The organism is Abyssibius alkaniclasticus (assembly GCF_020447305.1).
Classification (GTDB): Bacteria; Pseudomonadota; Alphaproteobacteria; order Rhodobacterales; family Rhodobacteraceae; genus Abyssibius; species Abyssibius alkaniclasticus.
The window spans coordinates 1,359,977-1,376,744 of sequence record NZ_CP095732.1; the positions used below are offsets into that span (position 1 = coordinate 1,359,977).

The 16,768-nt window shown below is 58.5% G+C and carries 12 protein-coding genes; 11 read left to right on the plus strand and 1 reads right to left on the minus strand.

The genetic code is table 11. The features are described 5' to 3' along the window. Positions 1-44: 44 nt before the first annotated feature. The gene (locus LGT41_RS06895) at positions 45-1,181 is read right to left on the minus strand and encodes an aminotransferase class V-fold PLP-dependent enzyme (RefSeq protein WP_274129381.1); all 1,137 of its coding nucleotides are present in this window, start codon (positions 1,179-1,181) and stop codon (positions 45-47) included. Positions 1,182-1,317: 136 nt separating this feature from the next. Here LGT41_RS06895 and secE point away from each other — a divergent pair, with 136 nt between their 5' ends. The 11 genes from secE (at position 1,318) to fusA (ending at position 16,727) form a co-directional block, all read left to right on the plus strand. Further along, the gene (gene secE / locus LGT41_RS06900) at positions 1,318-1,536 is read left to right on the plus strand and encodes a preprotein translocase subunit SecE (RefSeq protein WP_420720203.1); all 219 of its coding nucleotides are present in this window, start codon (positions 1,318-1,320) and stop codon (positions 1,534-1,536) included. A 161-nt stretch (positions 1,537-1,697) separates the two neighbouring features. After that, the gene (nusG, locus tag LGT41_RS06905) at positions 1,698-2,231 is read left to right on the plus strand and encodes a transcription termination/antitermination protein NusG (RefSeq protein ID WP_274129382.1); all 534 of its coding nucleotides are present in this window, start codon (positions 1,698-1,700) and stop codon (positions 2,229-2,231) included. Between the two features lie 103 nt (positions 2,232-2,334). Beyond that, positions 2,335-2,763, plus strand: a complete 429-nt coding sequence (rplK, locus tag LGT41_RS06910) for a 50S ribosomal protein L11 (RefSeq protein ID WP_274129383.1) — start codon at positions 2,335-2,337, stop codon at positions 2,761-2,763. Between the two features lie 2 nt (positions 2,764-2,765). Continuing rightward, the gene (gene rplA, locus LGT41_RS06915) at positions 2,766-3,464 is read left to right on the plus strand and encodes a 50S ribosomal protein L1 (protein ID WP_274129384.1); all 699 of its coding nucleotides are present in this window, start codon (positions 2,766-2,768) and stop codon (positions 3,462-3,464) included. Between the two features lie 230 nt (positions 3,465-3,694). Further along, positions 3,695-4,210, plus strand: coding sequence for a 50S ribosomal protein L10 (gene rplJ / locus LGT41_RS06920; RefSeq protein ID WP_274129385.1), 516 nt, complete (start codon positions 3,695-3,697; stop codon positions 4,208-4,210). Between the two features lie 76 nt (positions 4,211-4,286). Further along, positions 4,287-4,661: a 50S ribosomal protein L7/L12 gene (gene rplL / locus LGT41_RS06925; protein WP_274129386.1), complete on the plus strand. Its 375-nt coding sequence runs from the start codon at positions 4,287-4,289 to the stop codon at positions 4,659-4,661. A gap of 239 nt (positions 4,662-4,900) precedes the next feature. Beyond that, positions 4,901-9,034, plus strand: a complete 4,134-nt coding sequence (rpoB, locus tag LGT41_RS06930; RefSeq protein ID WP_274129387.1) for a DNA-directed RNA polymerase subunit beta — start codon at positions 4,901-4,903, stop codon at positions 9,032-9,034. A 45-nt stretch (positions 9,035-9,079) separates the two neighbouring features. Then, a complete protein-coding gene (gene rpoC, locus LGT41_RS06935) occupies positions 9,080-13,297 on the plus strand; it encodes a DNA-directed RNA polymerase subunit beta' (protein ID WP_274129388.1) in 4,218 nt (1,405 codons plus the stop codon). A gap of 430 nt (positions 13,298-13,727) precedes the next feature. After that, the gene (gene rpsL / locus LGT41_RS06940; protein WP_274129680.1) at positions 13,728-14,099 is read left to right on the plus strand and encodes a 30S ribosomal protein S12; all 372 of its coding nucleotides are present in this window, start codon (positions 13,728-13,730) and stop codon (positions 14,097-14,099) included. Between the two features lie 12 nt (positions 14,100-14,111). After that, positions 14,112-14,582: a 30S ribosomal protein S7 gene (gene rpsG / locus LGT41_RS06945; RefSeq protein ID WP_274129389.1), complete on the plus strand. Its 471-nt coding sequence runs from the start codon at positions 14,112-14,114 to the stop codon at positions 14,580-14,582. Between the two features lie 21 nt (positions 14,583-14,603). Continuing rightward, positions 14,604-16,727 (plus strand): elongation factor G, encoded by a 2,124-nt coding sequence (gene fusA, locus LGT41_RS06950; protein ID WP_274129390.1) that lies wholly within the window; start codon positions 14,604-14,606, stop codon positions 16,725-16,727. The last annotated feature ends 41 nt before the right edge of the window (positions 16,728-16,768 follow it).

Consider the following 16,768-nt stretch of genomic DNA (forward strand, 5'->3'; position numbering starts at 1 on the left):
CACCGCGACACAGCACCCGCGCCGCGCCGCGCCGTTGCGCGGGTTCAACCGTTGAGGCCGGCTGCATCGAGCGCGGTTTGCAACGTGGCGACCGTGCCTTCGACATCGGCCAGTTTGTCCAGCCCGAACAGGCCAAGGCGGAAGGTTGAAAACCCTGCCGGCTCGTCGCATTGCAGCGGCACACCGGCAGCAATTTGCAGCCCATTGGCCGCAAAGCGCTTGCCGTTCTGCACATCGGCCGCATCGGTATAGCTGACGACAACGCCGGGCGCTTCAAACCCTTGGGCGGCGACCGAGGCGATGCCTCGTTGCGCCAAGGCCTCGCGCACACGGCGGCCAAGCGTGGCTTGCGCCGCTTTGAGCCGATCAAAGCCCACGGCCTCTGCCTCGATGATCGCGTCGCGCAGCATCAGCAGCCCTTCGGTGGGCAGGGTGGCGTGATAGGCATGGCCGCCGCCTTCATAGGCTTTCATGATTTTCAGCCATGTGCGCAAATCTCCGGCAAAGCTGGAGGAGGCGCGGCTTTGCACCAGAGACTCGGCACGATCATTGAGCATGACAATCCCCGCGCAGGGGGTTGAGGACCAGCCTTTTTGCGGCGCCGAAATCAGCACATCGACGCCCAGTGCCGCCATATCCACCCAGATGCAGCCCGAGGCGATGCAATCCAGCACCAGAATGCCGCCCACATCATGGGTCGCGATGGCCAGCGCGGCGATATAGTCGTCGGGCAGGATGATGCCGGACGAGGTTTCCACATGCGGGGCGAAGACCACGCCGGGGCGCTGTTCGGCAATCGCGGCAACCGCTTCGTCTATTGGCACAGGTGCAAACGGGGCCTTGGCTGCGGGGCTGGTTTGGCGGGCCTTCAGCACGCTGTGGCTTTTGTGAAAGCCACCGGCATCCAGAATCTGGCTCCAGCGGAAAGAGAACCAGCCGTTGCGAATGGTCAGCACATCCTGGCCACCGGCGAGCTGCCGCGCGACAGCTTCCATTGCGAAGGTGCCGCCACCCGGCACAAGCGCAATATGGTCGGCCTTGTAGACGCCGCGCAGCTTTTCCGAGATCTGGCGCATCGCGGCCTGGAATTTCTGGCTCATATGATTCACCGAACGGTCAGTGAACACGACCGAAAATTCGCGCAGACCGTCGGCATCGACATCACTATGCAGGGCTTTCATGGGCTTTCCTTTGCTTTTTTCCCATTGGTGACGCCGCGCGCCGCGCTTGTCCAGTGGTCACGAAATCGGAACTTGATGCGCTGGGCGCTTGAAACCCGCAGCACTTGTCAGTATGTGTGCCCCGCTGGCGTGCCCGATGCGCGCCGCACTAAAGGAGCGTGCAATGGTCAACCCGATGAAATTTGTGCAGCAGACCCGGGCAGAGATTGCCAAGGTCGTCTGGCCCACGCGCCGCGAAACCACGCTGACCACGGTCATGGTTTTTCTGATGGCAACCGTGCTGGCCATATTCTTTTCGCTCATCGACATTCTGATCCGTTACGGGCTTGAGGGGATTTTGTCGCTCGCCTCTTGATCAAAGGGCGATCTGGGGCTATACGCGACGCTTCCAGACATAACGGGTGCCTAGCGATTCGGCGGCGCCCTTTGTGCTGTTTAGGCGGTCGGTGGCGATAAGCTGCTGAAAAATATACAATAAACGGCCCCTGGCCGAATTGAATTGAGGATGTAGGCAGCATGGCTAAACGTTGGTATTCGGTTAGCGTTCTGTCGAATTTCGAGAAAAAGGTCGCCGAGCAAATTCGCGAGTTGACCGTTCAGCGCGGGCTGGAAGACGAAATCGAACAGGTTCTTGTGCCCACCGAAGAGGTGATCGAGGTGCGCCGCGGCAAAAAGGTGCAGACCGAACGCCGCTTCATGCCGGGCTATGTGCTTGTGCGTATGGAACTGACCGACCGCGCCTATCACATGATTTCGAGCATCAACCGGGTGACCGGATTTTTGGGCGCGCAGAACACACCCTCGCCGATGCGTGATTCGGAAGTGGCGCGCATTCTGAACCAGGTTGAAGAAGGCGCCGAGGCGCCGCGTTCGCTGATCATCTTTGAAATCGGCGAGCAGGTGAATGTAACCGACGGCCCGTTCGAGGGTTTTGCAGGCATGGTCGAGGATGTGGATCCCGAGCATTCGCGCCTCAAAGTGTCGGTGTCGATCTTTGGCCGGGCCACCCCGGTCGAGTTGGAATTCACACAGGTGGCCAAGGTCGCCTGAGTGATGTCGCTGTGGGAGGCGAGGGCACGCGCGCCCGGACCGCACCACTATACAATGGCTCCCAGATCGCGTTCTGGCGGGCGGTGAAACAAAGGAGGCCGACATGGCCAAGAAAGTAGCGGGCAAGCTTAAGCTGCAAGTCCCCGCAGGCAAAGCGAACCCCTCTCCGCCGGTTGGTCCGGCGCTGGGTCAGCGCGGCCTGAACATCATGGAATTCTGCAAGGCGTTCAACGCCAAAACCCAGGAGATGGAAGCCGGCCAGCCTTGCCCGACGCTCATCACCTATTACACCGACAAATCCTTCACGATGGAGATCAAGACGCCACCCGCGTCGTTCCTCATCAAAAAGGCGGCTGGTCTGGCTTCGGCCTCCAAGACGCCCGGCAAGGAAACCGCCGGTTCGGTAACAACCGCACAGGTGCGCGCGATTGCCGAAGCCAAGATGAAAGACCTGAGCGCCAATGATATCGACGCTGCGATGCTGATCATCGCGGGTTCGGCGCGCTCGATGGGCATCGAGGTGAAGGGCTGATCATGGCAAAAACTGGAAAACGCACCGCGGCTGCTCGCGCCGCATTCGAAGGCAAAAACAACCTGTCGGTTGCCGAGGCCGTCGCACTGATCAAGGCCAATGCCAAAACCAAGTTTGACGAAACGCTGGATATCGCGCTGAGCCTGGGTGTTGACCCGCGCCATGCCGACCAGATGGTTCGTGGTGTTTGCGCCCTGCCCAACGGCACAGGCAAAACCGTTCGCGTGGCCGTGTTCGCCCGCAACGAAAAAGCCGATGAAGCAACCGCTGCCGGTGCCGATATCGTTGGCGCCGAAGACCTGATGGAAGCCATCCAGGCTGGCAAGATCGATTTTGACCGCTGCATCGCAACCCCCGACATGATGGGGATTGTGGGCCGCCTCGGTAAAATCCTTGGCCCGCGCAACCTGATGCCCAACCCCCGCGTTGGCACGGTAACGATGGATGTCAAAGCTGCTGTTGAAGCCGCGAAGGCCGGCGAAGTGCAGTTCAAAGCTGAAAAAGGCGGCGTTGTTCATGCCGGTATTGGCAAAATGTCGTTCGACGAAGCCAAGCTTGCTGAAAACATCAAGGCCTTTGTTTCGGCTGTGAACAAAGCCAAGCCCGCGGGCGCCAAGGGCACTTATATGAAGAAAATCGCGCTATCCAGCACGATGGGCCCGGGTGTTGCGCTGGATGTTGCCAGCGCGGTTGGCGAATAAGAATTCTGCCGGGGTGACCCGGTGGTTTGGCGGGCTGCCACGGTGGCCCGTCTCTGTCCGAGACGGTGGGTGGCCATCTGGCCTTAATACCCTGCTTGAGACGGAACGGATCAGGACTTTGCGAGGGGAACCTCGGGTGGTTTTGGCTGGTTCCGTAATGGACCTAAGCGTCGGGGCAACCCGGCAAAATGAGCTGGAAGGGGCAACCCTTTCTAATATGGAGCAAACCTGTGGATAGAGCCCAAAAGGAAGAAGTGGTCGCTGAACTCGGCCAGATCTTTGCGGACTCTGGTGTTGTTGTGGTTGCACACTACGCCGGAATCACAGTTGCCGAGATGACGGATTTCCGTAACCGTATGCGTGAAGCAGGCGGCGGGGTTCGTGTTGCCAAAAACAAGCTCGCCAAAATCGCCCTGGAAGGCCAGCCCTGCGAAAGCATGGCCGCGCTGCTCGAGGGCCAGACGGTATTTGCATATTCGGTCGATCCGGTTGCCGCGGCGAAAGTCGTGGACAACTATGCCAAGGACAACGCCAAACTGGTGGTTCTTGGTGGTTCGATGGGTGCTGCCGCTCTGGACGCTGCCGGTGTCAAGGCCGTTGCAGCCATGCCGTCGCGCGAAGAGGTTATCGCCTCAATCGCGGCTTGCATTGGTTCGCCTGCCTCCAACATCGCTGGTGCAATTGGCGCGCCTGCTTCGAATATTGCGGGGATCCTTTCGACCCTCGAAGAACGCGAAGCGGCATAACATCTTAGCAAAAGTGACCGACGTTGTGCAAAGGCACATACCGGAAACCATCTTAACCTGATACGGAAGAAAACAAATGGCTGATCTTAAAAAACTGGCTGAACAGATTGTGGGTCTGACCCTTCTGGAAGCTGTAGAACTGAAAAACATCCTGAAAGACGAATATGGCATCGAGCCTGCCGCCGGTGCTGCTGTTGCAGTCGCTGGTCCGGCTGTTGCCGCCGAAGCTGCGGAAGAAAAAACCGAATTCGACGTGATCCTCGTTGAAGCCGGCGCGCAGAAAATCAACGTCATCAAGGAAGTCCGTGCCATCACCGGTCTTGGCCTGAAAGAAGCCAAAGACCTGGTTGAAGCCGGTGGCAAAGCTGTCAAGGAACAGGCTTCCAAAGCCGAAGCCGAAGACATCAAGGCGAAACTTGAAGCCGCTGGCGCCAAGGTTGAGCTGAAGTAATCCGCAGCAGGTTTCGGCCTGCCGGATTTGAAAAAACGGCTGGATCCGCGCAATCGCGGGTCCGGCTTCTTGTGTCTCTCAGGGTGGCGTGCCTTTACGCCACGGCATCCTGACAGGCACGAGCCCTTCGGAAGCGCGGAACTGGGAAGCCGCGCAAGCATTGAAGGGGACGTCCTCGCAAGGCAGAACCCGCGTTCCCCGCCGCTGGTTCCTGCGTGCAGAAAAAGGTGAGACTACACATGGCGCAGACCCATTCCGGCCACAAGCGTATCCGCAAATTTTATGGCAGCATCCGCGAAGTTGCGGCAATGCCAAACCTGATTGAAGTTCAAAAGAGCAGCTATGATCTGTTCCTGAATTCCGGCGATGCCCCCACCCATGCCGATGGCGAAGGGCTGAACGCGGTTTTCCAATCGGTATTCCCGATCAAGGATTTCAACGAAACGGCGATTCTGGAATTCGTGAAATACGAACTCGACCCGCCGAAATACGATGTTGAAGAATGCCAGCAGCGCGACATGACCTATGGCGCCCCGCTGCGCGTGACCCTGCGCCTGATCGTGTTTGAAATTGATGAGGATACGGGCAACAAATCGGTCAAGGACATCAAGGAACAAGACGTTTACATGGGCGACATGCCCCTGATGACCGGCAATGGCACATTCGTTGTGAACGGGACAGAGCGTGTTATCGTTTCCCAGATGCACCGCAGCCCGGGCGTGTTTTTCGACCACGACCGCGGCAAGACCCATTCCAGCGGCAAATTGCTGTTCACCAGCCGCATCATCCCCTATCGCGGCAGCTGGCTCGACTTTGAATTCGACGCCAAAGACCTTGTCTTCGCGCGCATCGACCGCCGCCGCAAACTGCCTGTAACCACCCTGCTTTATGCGCTGGGGCTGGACCAGGAAGGCATTATGAATGCCTATTACGACACGGTAAACTTCCGCCAGATCAAGAAAAAAGGCTGGGCGACCAAGTTCTTCCCGGAACGGTTCCGCGGCCAGAAGCCTGCTTTTGACATTGTCGATGCCAAAACCGGCAAGGTTGTGGCCGAAGCCAACAAGAAGATGACCCCGCGCGATGTGAAAAAACTCATCGACGCTGGTGATGTTGCCGAAATCCTCGTGCCGTTTGATGCGCTGATCGGCCGTTTCGCGGCCAAAGACATGATCAACGAAAAAACCGGCGAGATCTGGGTCGAAGCCGGTGACGAGCTGACATGGGAGCTTGGCAAAGACGGTGAAGTGACCGGCGGCACGCTGAAAACCCTGCTCGATAACGGCGTGACCGATATTCCGGTGCTGGATATCGACGGCGTGAATGTCGGCGCTTACATGCGCAACACCATGCAGGTGGATAAGAACCTGAACCGCGAAACCGCCTTGCTCGACATTTATCGTGTCATGCGCCCGGGCGAGCCGCCGACCATTGAAGCGGCAAGCCAGATGTTCGACGGGCTGTTCTTTGACAGCGAGCGTTATGATCTGTCGGCCGTTGGCCGCGTGAAAATGAACATGCGTCTGGCGCTTGATGCACCCGACACCATGCGCACGCTGCGCAATGACGATATTATCGCCGTGATCCGCGCGCTGGTTGATCTGCGCGATGGCAAGGGCGAGATCGACGATATCGACCATCTGGGCAACCGCCGTGTGCGTTCGGTTGGCGAGTTGATGGAAAACCAGTATCGCGTTGGCCTGCTGCGCATGGAACGCGCGATCAAGGAACGCATGAGCAGCGTCGAGATCGACGCCGTGATGCCGCAAGACCTGATCAACGCCAAGCCGGCTTCGGCGGCGGTGCGCGAATTCTTTGGCTCGTCGCAGCTTAGCCAGTTCATGGACCAGACCAACCCCTTGTCGGAAGTCACCCACAAGCGCCGCCTGTCAGCCCTTGGGCCGGGCGGGCTTACGCGGGAACGTGCCGGCTTTGAGGTGCGCGACGTTCACCCCACCCATTACGGCCGCATGTGCCCGATTGAAACGCCCGAGGGGCCGAATATCGGGCTGATCAACAGCCTGGCGACCTTTGCCAAGGTGAACAAATACGGCTTCATCGAAACCCCCTATCGCCGCGTTGTCGACAGCACGGTGACCGATGAGGTCATCTATATGTCGGCCACCGAAGAAATGCGCCATACCGTTGCGCAGGCCAACGCGCAGCTCGATGAGAACGGCAAGTTCCAGAACGAGCTGGTGTCGACCCGCAAATCGGGCGAATACATGCTGAACCCGCCGTCCAGCGTCGATCTGATCGACGTTTCGCCAAAACAGCTGGTTTCGGTTGCGGCCTCGCTTATTCCCTTCCTGGAAAATGACGACGCCAACCGCGCATTGATGGGCTCGAACATGCAGCGCCAGGCCGTGCCGCTTCTGCGCGCCGAAGCCCCGTTTGTGGGCACCGGCATGGAAGAGGTTGTGGCCATCGACTCCGGTGCTGCCATCACCGCGCGCCGCGCCGGTGTGGTCGATCAGGTGGATGCGACGCGTATCGTTGTGCGCGCCACCGAAGACCTTGCGCCCGGCGACCCCGGCGTTGACATCTATCGCTTGCGCAAATTCCAGCGGTCGAACCAGTCGACCTGCATCAACCAGCGCCCGCTGGTGAAGGTGGGCGACAGCGTTCACAAGGGCGAAGTTGTGGCCGATGGCCCCTCGACCGACCTTGGTGAACTGGCGCTGGGTAAAAACGTGCTTGTCGCCTTCATGCCGTGGAATGGCTATAACTACGAAGACTCGATCCTGATCAGCGAGCGCATTGTGAAAGACGATGTGTTCACCTCGATCCATATCGAGGAATTCGAAGTTTCCGCGCGTGACACGCGCCTCGGGCCAGAGGAAATTACCCGCGACATTCCGAACGTGGGTGAAGAAGCTTTGCGCAATCTCGACGAGGCGGGCATCGTCTATATCGGCGCCGAAGTCGGGCCTGCCGATATTCTGGTTGGCAAGATCACCCCCAAGGGCGAAAGCCCGATGACGCCGGAAGAAAAACTTCTGCGCGCCATCTTCGGTGAAAAAGCCTCGGACGTGCGCGACACCTCGTTGCGCCTGCCACCGGGTGACTTTGGCACCGTGGTTGAGGTGCGGGTATTCAACCGCCACGGCGTGGACAAGGACGAGCGTGCCCTGCAGATCGAGCGTGAGGAGGTTGAACGCCTTGCCCGTGACCGCGATGACGAGTTGGCGATTCTGGAGCGTAACATCTATTCGCGCCTGCGCAGCCTGCTGATCGGCAAGAAGGCTGTCAAAGGCCCGAAAGGCGTGAAGCCCGGTTCGGAGATTACCGAAGAACTGCTCGCAACCCTGTCGCGCGGCCAGTATTGGCAGCTTGCCCTGGGCGATGACACTGACGCACAGTCGATGGAAGCGCTGCACGGCCAGTATGAGTTGCAGAAAAAGCAGCTTGATGCGCGCTTTGAAGACAAGGTTGAAAAGGTCCGCCGTGGTGATGATTTGCCACCGGGCGTGATGAAGATGGTCAAGGTTTTCGTGGCGGTGAAGCGCAAGTTGCAGCCGGGCGATAAAATGGCCGGCCGTCACGGCAACAAGGGTGTTATCTCCAAGGTTGTGCCTGAAGAAGACATGCCCTTCCTGGCCGATGGCACGCCTGTCGATGTTGTGCTGAACCCGCTGGGTGTGCCTTCGCGCATGAATGTGGGGCAGATCCTTGAAACCCATATGGGCTGGGCGGCACGCAGCCTTGGTGGCGCGATTGATGAATCCTTGAAGGAATACCGCCGTTCGGGCGATATGACCCCGCTCAATGATTCATTGAAACTGGCTTACGGCGAAGAGGTCTATGAATCGGCCTTCCGCTCCATGACCACCGAGCAACTGCTTGAGGCTTCGGAAAACGTCACCCGCGGCGTTCCCATCGCAACCCCCGTCTTTGACGGTGCGCGCGAAGTGGACGTGAACGATGCGCTGACCCGCGCCGGGCTTGATACGTCGGGCCAGTCGACCGTTTATGACGGCCGCACCGGCGAGCAGTTTGCCCGTAAGGTCACCGTTGGTGTGAAATACATCCTCAAACTGCACCATCTTGTGGATGACAAGATCCACGCGCGTTCGACCGGGCCTTACAGCCTGGTTACCCAGCAGCCGCTGGGTGGTAAGGCGCAGTTCGGTGGCCAGCGCTTTGGTGAGATGGAGGTCTGGGCGCTTGAAGCCTATGGCGCCGCCTACACCTTGCAGGAAATGTTGACCGTGAAATCGGATGACGTGGCCGGCCGCACCAAGGTCTATGAGAGCATCGTGAAGGGCGAGGATAATTTCGAAGCCGGAATTCCCGAATCGTTCAACGTGTTGATTAAAGAAATCCGCTCGCTCGGCTTGAATATCGAGCTGCAGGATTCGGAGCAGGAGTAGGGCGTCCGCGCCCACTCCCCCAGAAACGAGATCAAGGAACATCCAATGAACCAGGAAGTCATGAACCCGTTCAATCCGGTCCAGCCAGTCAAGGCGTTTGACGAGATTCGAATCTCGCTCGCCTCGCCGGAGCGGATTTTGTCGTGGTCCTTCGGGGAAATCAAAAAGCCCGAAACCATCAACTATCGCACGTTCAAACCGGAACGTGACGGTCTTTTCTGCGCCCGTATCTTCGGGCCGGTCAAGGATTATGAGTGCCTGTGCGGCAAGTATAAGCGCATGAAATACCGCGGTGTGACCTGCGAAAAATGTGGTGTGGAAGTCACGCTGCAAAAGGTCCGCCGCGAGCGTATGGGCCATATCGAGCTTGCCGCGCCCGTGGCGCATATCTGGTTTTTGAAGTCGCTTCCGTCCCGGATCGGCCTGATGCTGGACATGACGCTGCGCGATCTGGAACGCATTCTGTATTTCGAGCAGTATGTGGTGATCGAGCCCGGCCTGACCGACCTCAAGCATGGCCAGCTGATGACCGAGGAAGAATTCCTCGACGCGGAAGACCAGTATGGCGCAGATGCCTTCACCGCCGGTATCGGTGCTGAAGCCATTCGTGAAATGCTGGCCGCGATCGACCTTGAAGCCGAAGTTGAGCAGTTGCGCGCCGATCTGGCTGTCGCCACTGGCGAATTGAAGCCCAAGAAGATCATCAAGCGCCTGAAGCTGGTTGAATCATTCCGTGAATCGGGCAACCGCCCGGAATGGATGATTTTGACCGTGATTCCGGTTATTCCGCCCGAGCTGCGCCCGCTGGTGCCGCTGGATGGTGGCCGCTTCGCGACATCCGACCTCAACGACCTGTATCGCCGCGTGATCAACCGGAACAACCGTTTGAAACGGCTGATCGAGCTGCGCGCGCCCGATATCATCATCCGCAACGAAAAGCGTATGTTGCAGGAATCGGTCGATGCGCTGTTTGACAATGGTCGCCGTGGCCGCGTGATCACCGGTGCCAACAAGCGCCCGCTGAAATCGCTTTCGGACATGCTCAAAGGCAAGCAGGGCCGTTTCCGCCAGAACCTTCTGGGGAAACGCGTCGACTTTTCGGGCCGTTCGGTAATTGTGACCGGGCCGGAGTTGAAGCTGCACCAGTGCGGGCTGCCCAAGAAAATGGCGCTCGAACTGTTCAAGCCGTTTATCTATAGCCGCCTTGAAGCCAAGGGCCTGTCCTCGACCGTGAAGCAGGCCAAGAAGCTGGTGGAAAAAGAGCGCCCCGAAGTGTGGGATATTCTGGACGAAGTGATCCGCGAACATCCCGTGCTGCTGAACCGTGCGCCGACCTTGCACCGTTTGGGCATTCAGGCATTTGAGCCCGTGCTGATCGAGGGTAAGGCCATCCAGCTTCACCCGCTCGTCTGTTCGGCCTTCAACGCCGACTTTGATGGCGACCAGATGGCCGTTCACGTGCCGCTTTCGCTGGAAGCCCAGTTGGAAGCCCGCGTGCTTATGATGTCGACCAACAACGTGCTGTCACCGGCCAACGGCAAGCCGATCATCGTGCCTTCGCAGGACATGATTTTGGGCCTCTATTACGTGTCGCTGATGCGTGAGGGCCTGAAGGGCGAAGGCATGGTCTTTGGCTCGCTCGAAGAGGTTGAACATGCGCTGGATGCCGGCATTGTGCATTTGCACAGCAAGATCCAGGCGCGTATCGAACAGATCGACGAAGAGGGCAACACGGTTCTGAAGCGGTTTGAAACCACGCCGGGCCGGATGCGCCTTGGCTCGATGCTGCCGAAGAACTTCAAGGCACCGTTTGACATTGTGAACCGCCTGCTGCGCAAAAAGGAAGTGGGCGAGGTCATCGACACCGTTTACCGCCATTGCGGGCAAAAAGAATCGGTCATCTTCTGCGACCAGATCATGACGCTGGGATTCCGCGAAGCGTTCAAAGCCGGTATTTCCTTTGGGAAGGATGACATGGTCATTCCCGATACCAAATGGGATTTGGTGAACGACACCCGCAATCAGGTGAAGGAATACGAACAGCAATACATGGATGGTCTGATCACCACCGGTGAGAAATACAACAAGGTGGTTGATGCCTGGTCGAAATGTTCCGACCGTGTGGCCGATGCCATGATGGCGGATATCTCGGCGATGCGGACCTCGGATGCCGGCGTTCAGGAAGAGCCGAACTCGGTTTACATGATGAGCCATTCCGGTGCGCGTGGTTCGCCCGCGCAGATGAAGCAGCTTGGCGGTATGCGCGGCCTTATGGCCAAACCGTCGGGTGAGATCATCGAAACGCCGATCATCTCGAACTTCAAGGAAGGCCTGACCGTGCTTGAGTATTTCAACTCGACCCACGGTGCGCGTAAAGGTCTGGCCGATACCGCGATGAAAACCGCGAACTCGGGCTACCTGACACGGCGTTTGGTTGACGTGGCGCAGGACTGCATTGTCAAGATCGACGATTGCGGCACCGATCGCTCGATCACCGTGCGCCCAGCCATCAATGATGGTGAGGTGGTTGCCTCGCTGGCCGAGCGTGTTCTTGGCCGCGTTGTGGCCGAAGACGTGCTTGACCCGGCCACCGGCGAAGTGCTGGCGCATCGCGACCAGCTGCTTGACGAACGTGCATCCGAAGAGCTGGAGGCCGCTGGCCTGTTGCAGGTTCAGGTGCGCTCGCCACTGACCTGTGAAGCCGAAGACGGGATCTGTGCGCAGTGCTATGGCCGCGACCTGGCCCGTGGCACCCGCGTGAACCCCGGCGAGGCTGTCGGCATCATTGCCGCGCAGTCCATCGGTGAACCCGGCACGCAGCTTACCATGCGGACCTTCCACATTGGTGGTATCGCGCAGGGTGGTCAGCAATCCTTCATGGAGGCAAGCCAGAAAGGTCGTGTTGAATTCCGCAATCCGAACATTCTGACCAACTCCGCAGGTGAGCAGATCGTTCTGAGCCGGAACATGGAACTGGCGATCATCGATGAGCATGGCGTTGAACGCGCGCATCACAAGCTGACCTACGCAACCAAGCTGATCGTCAAAGACGGCCAGCAGGTCGAGCGTGGCGCGAAGCTGTTCGAGTGGGACCCGTATACACTGCCGATCATTGCCGAGCGTGACGGGCAGGCGAAGTTTGTCGACCTCACCTCCGGCCTGTCGGTGCGTGAGGAAACAGACGATGCGACCGGTATCGCCCAGAAGATCGTTTCGGATTGGCGTTCGGCCCCCAAGGCCAACGAGATCAAGCCCGAAATCATCGTGATGGACCCGAAAACCGGCGAGCCGATGCGTCTGGACAATGGCAACCCCGAAGTTCACCCCATGTCGGTTGACGCGATTCTGTCGGTCGAAGACGGGCAGGACGTGAAGGCGGGCGATGTGCTGGCGCGTATTCCGCGCGAAGGTGCCAAGATCAAGGACATTACCGGGGGTCTGCCCCGCGTGGCCGAATTGTTCGAAGCCCGCCGCCCGAAAGACCACGCGCTGATCTGCGAAATCGACGGTTACGTGCGCTTTGGCAAAGACTACAAGAACAAGCGCCGCATCACCATCGAGCCCGTCGAAGAGGGTCTGGACCCGGTCGAATACCTCGTGCCCAAGGGCAAGCATATTCCTGTTCAGGAAGGTGATTTTGTCGGCAAGGGCGAATACATCATGGACGGCAACCCCGCGCCGCATGACATCCTGCAAATTCTGGGTGTCGAGGCCTTGGCTGACTACATGATCGACGAGGTGCAAGAGGTGTATCGTCTGCAGGGCGTGAAGATCAACGACAAGCATATCGAAGTGATCGTGCGCCAGATGCTGCAGAAATGGGAGGTTTCCGAAAGCGGCGGCACCGTTCTGCTGAAAGGCGAGCAGGTTGACAAGGCCGAGTTTGATGCCGAATGCGAAAAGGCTGTTGCCGCGGGGCGCGAACCTGCCAAAGGCGGCCCGATCCTGCTGGGCATCACCAAGGCCAGCCTGCAGACCCGCAGCTTCATCTCGGCGGCCTCCTTCCAGGAAACCACCCGCGTGCTGACCGAAGCGGCAACGCAAGGCAAGCGCGACAAGCTGGTGGGCCTGAAGGAGAACGTCATCGTCGGCCGCCTCATTCCGGCAGGCACGGGCCGTGCGACACACGAGATCAAGCGTGTGGCGCAAACCCGCGACGCCAAGGTCATTGCCGACCGCCGCGCCGAAGCGCAGCTTGTCAGCGATGCGATGAGCGTCGGCGAAGCCGAAACAGTCGAAACCGGCGAGGCCGATTTCGATTGATCTGACGAATCGGCGCGCGCCATTCCGTGTGCCGACTCAAAAAAACACGCGGCGCTGCCGGATCGACCGGCGGCGCCGTGTATATTTTTGCGAAAGCAGGACGCGGCCGATCGGTTGGAAAGTCTGTGTGCCGAATATTGCGGAAAACAGCCTGATCGCGTCAAAAAATTGCACGAAAACGTGCTGTTCGTGGCCAGGTTTTTGGCTGTTGACAATGGGGCCGACTCCTCCTAGGTTCCGCCCGCTTGGGGTCGGTATGTGACCTTGGGCTTATAGCCACATACTGGTGGTCATGATCCGGGCGAAGGCCCCGATCCTCTGGAATTTAGCCGCGCCGGCCCCGTCTTCGGGCCGAGGGCGGCACTTTTGGCATTCCGCGAATCGCGCGGATGCTTGACGAATGAAACGGGTTGAACGGGGTTATTGCCGCATGCCAACGATCCAACAGCTGATCCGCAAACCGCGGCAGCCTAAAGTCCAGCGCTCGAAGTCGCAGCATATGCAGGGTTGCCCGCAGAAGCGCGGCGTTTGCACGCGCGTCTATACAACGACGCCGAAAAAGCCGAACTCGGCCATGCGTAAGGTTGCCAAAGTGCGCCTGACCAATGGTTTTGAGGTCATTTCCTATATCCCTGGTGAAAGCCACAACCTGCAGGAACACTCCGTAGTCCTCATCCGCGGCGGTCGCGTAAAAGACCTTCCCGGTGTGCGCTACCACATCCTGCGCGGTGTGCTGGATACCACGGGCGTGAAAGATCGTCGCCAGCGTCGTTCGAAATACGGCGCCAAGCGTCCGAAATAAGGAGAGACAGAGATGTCCCGTCGTCACCGCGCCGAGAAACGCGAAATTCTGCCGGACGCCAAATATGGCGATACCGTGCTGACAAAATTCATGAACAACCTGATGTTCGATGGCAAGAAATCCATCGCTGAAGGTATTGTCTACGGCGCGCTTGATCGTGTCGAAGGCAAGTTGAAGCGTGCCCCGATCGAGGCCTTCCATGAAGCGCTCGAGAATATCAAGCCCTCGCTTGAAGTGCGCTCGCGCCGCGTTGGCGGCGCCACCTATCAGGTGCCTGTTGAAGTGCGCCCCGAGCGCCGCGAAGCACTTGCAATCCGCTGGTTGATCAATGCCAGCCGTGCGCGCAACGAAAAAACGATGGAAGAGCGTCTGGCCGGTGAACTGGTCGATGCAGTCAACTCGCGCGGCTCTGCCGTGAAGAAACGCGAAGACACCCACAAAATGGCAGACGCGAACAAAGCGTTCGGCCATTACCGCTGGTAAGTTACAGGTCAGGACGAGAAAATGGCGCGCGAATATCAACTGAACAGATACCGCAATATCGGGATCATGGCCCATATCGACGCGGGTAAAACCACGACGACCGAGCGGATTCTGTTCTACACGGGCAAGTCGCACAAAATCGGCGAAGTGCATGACGGTGCCGCCACGATGGACTGGATGGAGCAAGAGCAGGAGCGTGGCATCACGATCACCTCGGCTGCAACCACGACATTCTGGCAGCGTCAGGAAGACCCGACCACCGAAGGCACTTCGGACACCAAATACCGGTTCAACATCATCGACACGCCGGGCCACGTTGACTTCACCATTGAAGTTGAGCGTTCGCTGGCTGTGCTTGATGGCGCAATCTGTCTGCTCGACGCCAATGCCGGTGTAGAGCCGCAGACCGAAACCGTTTGGCGCCAGGCCGACCGCTACAAAGTTCCGCGCATCGTGTTCGTGAACAAAATGGACAAGATCGGCGCCGATTTTTACAACTGCGTCAAAATGATCAAGGACCGCACCGGCGCGACCCCGCTGCCGATCGCCTTGCCGATTGGGGCCGAGGACAAGCTGGAAGGCATCGTCGACCTGATCAAGATGGAAGAATGGGTTTGGGAAGGCGAAGACCTGGGCGCAGCCTGGGTGCGCAAGCCGATCCGTGCCGATTTGCAGGAACTGGCCAAAGAATGGCGCCACAATCTGCTTGAGATCGTTGTCGAACTCGATGATGCGGTTATGGAAGCCTATCTGGAGGGCAACGAGCCCGATGAGGCGACCCTGCGCAAGCTCATCCGCAAAGGCACCCTGTCGCTGACCTTCGTTCCGGTAACGGCCGGTTCGGCATTCAAGAACAAGGGTGTTCAACCGCTGTTGAACTCGGTTATCGATTATCTGCCATCGCCGCTTGATGTGCCCGCCTATATGGGCTTCAAGGCTGGCGACGAGACAGAGACCCGTGACCAGCCCCGTTCGGCCGATGACAAGCAGCCCTTCTCGGCTTTGGCTTTCAAAATCATGAACGATCCCTTCGTCGGGTCGCTGACCTTCACACGCATCTATTCGGGCGTGCTGAAGAAGGGCGATCAGATGATGAACACGACCAAGGGGCGCAAAGAGCGCGTTGGCCGTATGATGATGATGCACGCCATCAACCGCGAAGAGATCGAAGAAGCCTTTGCGGGCGACATCATCGCGCTGGCCGGTCTGAAGGAAACCACGACCGGTGACACCCTGTCCGACCCGAACAATCAGGTCGTTCTGGAAACCATGACCTTCCCCGATCCGGTGATCGAAATCGCCGTCGAGCCGAAGACCAAGGCTGACCAGGAAAAAATGGGTATTGCGCTGGCCCGTCTGGCCGCCGAAGACCCGTCCTTCCGCGTTGAAACCGATTTTGAATCGGGCCAGACCATCATGAAGGGCATGGGTGAACTTCACCTCGATATTCTGGTTGACCGCATGAAGCGCGAATTCAAGGTCGAGGCGAATATCGGCGCACCCCAGGTGGCTTACCGCGAAACCATCAGCCGCGATGCGGAAATTGACTACACCCACAAGAAACAGTCGGGTGGTTCGGGTCAGTTTGCGCGCGTCAAAATGGTTATCATGCCAACCGAGCCGGGCGAGGGTTACTCGTTTGAATCGAAAATCGTTGGTGGTTCGGTGCCCAAGGAATATATCCCGGGCGTTGAAAAGGGCATCAAATCGGTTATGGATAGCGGCCCGCTGGCCGGCTTCCCCGTGATCGACTTCAAGGTGCAGCTGATCGACGGTGCCTACCACGATGTCGACTCTTCGGTTCTGGCCTTCGAAATTGCGGCCCGTGCCGCCATGCGCGAAGGTCTGAAAAAGGCCGGTGCGAAACTGCTCGAACCGATCATGAAGGTCGAGGTTGTGACCCCGGAAGAATATACCGGTGGTGTGATCGGTGACTTGACCAGCCGTCGTGGCATGGTTCAGGGCCAGGACAGCCGCGGCAATGCCAACGTGATCGACGCGATGGTGCCGCTGGCCAACATGTTCGGCTATATCAATACCCTGCGTTCAATGTCTTCGGGCCGCGCGCAGTTCTCAATGCAGTTCGACCACTACGATACAGTGCCGTCGAATATCTCGGATGAAATTCAGGCGAAATTCGCCTGATCTGTAACCAGGTCAGGTGCCTGACCAAAATTGAATGGAGG

Coding starts and splice junctions, on each gene's coding strand:
- LGT41_RS06895 (WP_274129381.1), bottom strand. CDS start 1,181: ATGAAAGCCCTGCATAGTGATGTCGATGCCGACGGTCTGCGCGAATTT.
- secE (WP_420720203.1), top strand. CDS start 1,318: ATGCGCGCCGCACTAAAGGAGCGTGCAATGGTCAACCCGATGAAATTT.
- nusG (WP_274129382.1), top strand. CDS start 1,698: ATGGCTAAACGTTGGTATTCGGTTAGCGTTCTGTCGAATTTCGAGAAA.
- rplK (WP_274129383.1), top strand. CDS start 2,335: ATGGCCAAGAAAGTAGCGGGCAAGCTTAAGCTGCAAGTCCCCGCAGGC.
- rplA (WP_274129384.1), top strand. CDS start 2,766: ATGGCAAAAACTGGAAAACGCACCGCGGCTGCTCGCGCCGCATTCGAA.
- rplL (WP_274129386.1), top strand. CDS start 4,287: ATGGCTGATCTTAAAAAACTGGCTGAACAGATTGTGGGTCTGACCCTT.
- rpoB (WP_274129387.1), top strand. CDS start 4,901: ATGGCGCAGACCCATTCCGGCCACAAGCGTATCCGCAAATTTTATGGC.
- rpoC (WP_274129388.1), top strand. CDS start 9,080: ATGAACCAGGAAGTCATGAACCCGTTCAATCCGGTCCAGCCAGTCAAG.
- rpsL (WP_274129680.1), top strand. CDS start 13,728: ATGCCAACGATCCAACAGCTGATCCGCAAACCGCGGCAGCCTAAAGTC.
- rpsG (WP_274129389.1), top strand. CDS start 14,112: ATGTCCCGTCGTCACCGCGCCGAGAAACGCGAAATTCTGCCGGACGCC.
- fusA (WP_274129390.1), top strand. CDS start 14,604: ATGGCGCGCGAATATCAACTGAACAGATACCGCAATATCGGGATCATG.